Genomic DNA, 2954 nt, shown 5'->3' with positions numbered 1-2954 from the left:
CTTGTCGAACGCCTCTTCAACAAACTCAAGAACTGGCGGCGTATCGCAACTCGATACGACAAAACCAAAGAGTCCTACCTCGGCTTCGTCAATCTCGTCTCAGCCCTGCAATGGATACCCTTTGTCCACGAAACCTAGCTTACCCTCATTTTATGGGGATTACAGATCCTTTGGAATCAGGCTGCACTTTAGACAGAAGTTTTCTGATGCCGCTTATCCGCGGACCATCCGGGGAACCAAAGCTTCTTCTCTATCCGTGAGTGCCGCCCGATAATTGCTCATGCATTCCTCTACGATGCGATCTTGATTTCCGACGAAGATCGCGGCTGGAAATCCATGCAGCATCCCTTCAGAGGCATTGCCAACCGTTGGCCGGCAAAAGCCTCCAGACTGCGACTGCCGTTATAATCACGCCGAGCGACAGAACGCCGCCAACGACAAGAAGAGCAGCGCGGTGCCACTTGATGCGGGCGTGGAGGTCATCGAACACATCAGAGAATTGATCGGCGATCATGGCAAAGTCGTCGCTGAGGCGGGTGCTTTGCCGCTTCACCTCTGTCGCGATAACATTGAGCGTCTTCCACTGGTTCAGCCCGGCAATCCCCAACATCACCGCGAAGACGATTGCTCCTATAAGCACGCCAAGGTTCGTCCAGAACTCGAGGCCGCACGATGCCGGCACCTTCTTGAGTTGGGAAACCACGACGATCGTTGCGACAGGAATGCCAAGGAGCTGGCCTTGGATATCTACGATGGTCTTGTGGATCTTGCCCACGAAATCCAGTCGCGCCGTTTCAACCTCATTGCGGATCTTCGAGTACGAGAAGCTCGAGGTGAAGAGTCGGTATCCCTTCTCCACCTCATTCGCGAGGCGATCTAGATTCCGGATTAGGAAACCGAACCGATCCTTGTCGCGTAGCGAACGCACCATTTCGATGAGGGTGGTCTGAAGAATCGTCCGCTTCTCATCCAAGTGCAATTCGTCCGCGAACAGCTTCGTCAGCCGCGCAGCCTGACCCACCACGTCGCCGCGAAGGTCCATTGAACCAAACTGGATCGGCACGACGACCTTCTCTTTGCCGATGAAAATCAGCTGACGCATCGTTTCATCAACCAGCGACGCGCTATCGCGAAGTATCTTGAGCACGTCCAAGACTGCACGATACGCAAGCAGTTTTGGCGGGACAGGGTTATCACCCGACGCGTAATGCTCTTTCTTGATGTAATACCGCTGAGGCTCCGCGAGCATGGCGCCAGGCGCCTTGAACAGATCATCCAAAGTGGAAACCAACAGGCCCATCTTCGCCACATTGGGCCGACCAATCGTTACCGGCACTTCTGCCCCGACGGCCAGATCATAGCCGTCCTCGACCGAAATCTGGGCATCGTTGTAATGCGTATCGATCTCCATGATGGCGGTTAAAACTGCCACCATATGGTCGCTCTTGATCGTCAGAACGTCGCCGTTCTCATCATCGAACCGCGTAGCGCGGTATATCTCGACAAGATCGGCAAACGTAACATCAATCACTGATCATCCCTTCGGCGCGCATCTGATTGATCAGCTCGTCTGGCACATCCATCAACGTAAGGGATTTCTTGTCCTTGTCGAACACGACTTTGCTCTGGTCGATTGCTTCACGCGTGAATTCGACCGACCACATCTTCGTTTTGGCGGTCACTTTCACGAGGGCTTTCAATGCGCTGGCGTTCGGAACATAGCCTTCATTCAGCTGGCGATCGGTATTGGCCAGAAATTTCGATAGCCTGCCGGGTTCCTTCGGCATCAGGCGATTTGCCATAGCTTCGAAATCCACCGGCTCCTTTGCCTTATTCGCCTTGCCAAGATAATCTAAGGCATCGGACAGGAACGCCGTCGCCTCGGTGTCGACCATCTTTTCAGTAAGCGTAAATTCCTTCAGTGCATCCACGAGGCTCTGAGTGTCCTTACGCTCCAGAACCGCCGAATCGCAGCCAAGGAAATCACGAAAATAATCGGATATCGAACCCTTGCCTTTCAAGAAGCTCAGGTAGCGGTCCTGCTTGTCCGCCCAAGCGGTAAGATTAATGCGGCCGGCGAAGCGGAAACCATCGAGATCGAGGTGCTCGACGTCCTCCATTCCATGATTTTTGGTCAGGGCCGCGCTCAGCTTGTCGGTGACCACCGTGACGAGCATGAAATCTGAACCATCCCGTCGGAAGTGAGCAAAAAACACATGCCCGCCGACTGAAGCAGATTTCTTTCCCGCTTCCCGCGCCAGATTGTCCATCATCTTGCCGGTAAGACCGAGGAAGTCCTTCTCCTTGGCCTCAACATAGGCACGGATTTGCCCCTCGGTGGGAGAACCTTCTGCCGTTGTGAACCGACCGTGAGACTTGGAAGTCCGGCTGTTGTAAAGTTCATAGACCGTGGAGATGACACGAAGCGTCGTGTCGGTCACGTCAAGCAACTTCTTGGAGAGCGCGACAGAATAGCCAGCATCGCTACGATTCAGGTCATGAATCGCAAGCGCAATTATCTCGGTCACCAATAATCCCCCCAACGTCCAAAACCGTGACGGACATGACCAATCCTTGGGACGTCCGACTGTGACGCAAAACTTTGAAGCACGAGCGAGCGATAAGCAAGGTGTCGCAGATTTAGCGCAGATATCATGCTCTGGGCTTCGGCTAGGAATCTTCTCGACGCGATGAAGGTTCATCTGAATCGCCGATAAATAGGGATCGGAGCAGAAGTTGACATTACTCCCCCTCCAGAGGAGCAGAAGTTGAAAATCAGCCGTGATCCTCTGATGAAAAAAGCACCGGAAACTCTAGCCTCTCCTATTCACCGGGGCGGTCAGGAGGGTTGGCGGGAGTAGCGTAAGGTTCTGTTCTGAAGTAGGAAATTGGGTGTCTAAACCATCCCTTCTCCGGGACAGAAAAAGCCACGGGCCACACCCGCCATGAACGAT

General features: G+C 53.7%; 2 protein-coding genes and 1 pseudogene. 1 reads left to right on the top strand and 2 read right to left on the bottom strand.

The features are described 5' to 3' along the window. A pseudogene (locus AC13EK_RS01460) lies at positions 1–138 on the top strand (IS5 family transposase); the annotation flags it as partial. Between the two features lie 211 nt (positions 139–349). Here AC13EK_RS01460 and AC13EK_RS01455 read toward each other — a convergent pair. Further along, positions 350–1531: a hypothetical protein gene (locus AC13EK_RS01455; RefSeq protein ID WP_069336635.1), complete on the bottom strand. Its 1182-nt coding sequence runs from the start codon at positions 1529–1531 to the stop codon at positions 350–352. Then, positions 1524–2528 carry a nucleoid-associated protein gene (locus AC13EK_RS01450; RefSeq protein WP_228221999.1) on the bottom strand — a complete coding sequence of 335 codons (1005 nt, stop codon included), beginning with the start codon at positions 2526–2528 and terminating at the stop codon, positions 1524–1526. Before AC13EK_RS01450 ends, AC13EK_RS01455 begins: the two co-directional genes overlap by 8 nt. Positions 2529–2954: the final 426 nt, after the last annotated feature.

It is taken from the genome of Sphingobium sp. L-44, from assembly GCF_056859495.1.
This window is presented reverse-complemented; position numbering and strand designations above follow the sequence as displayed.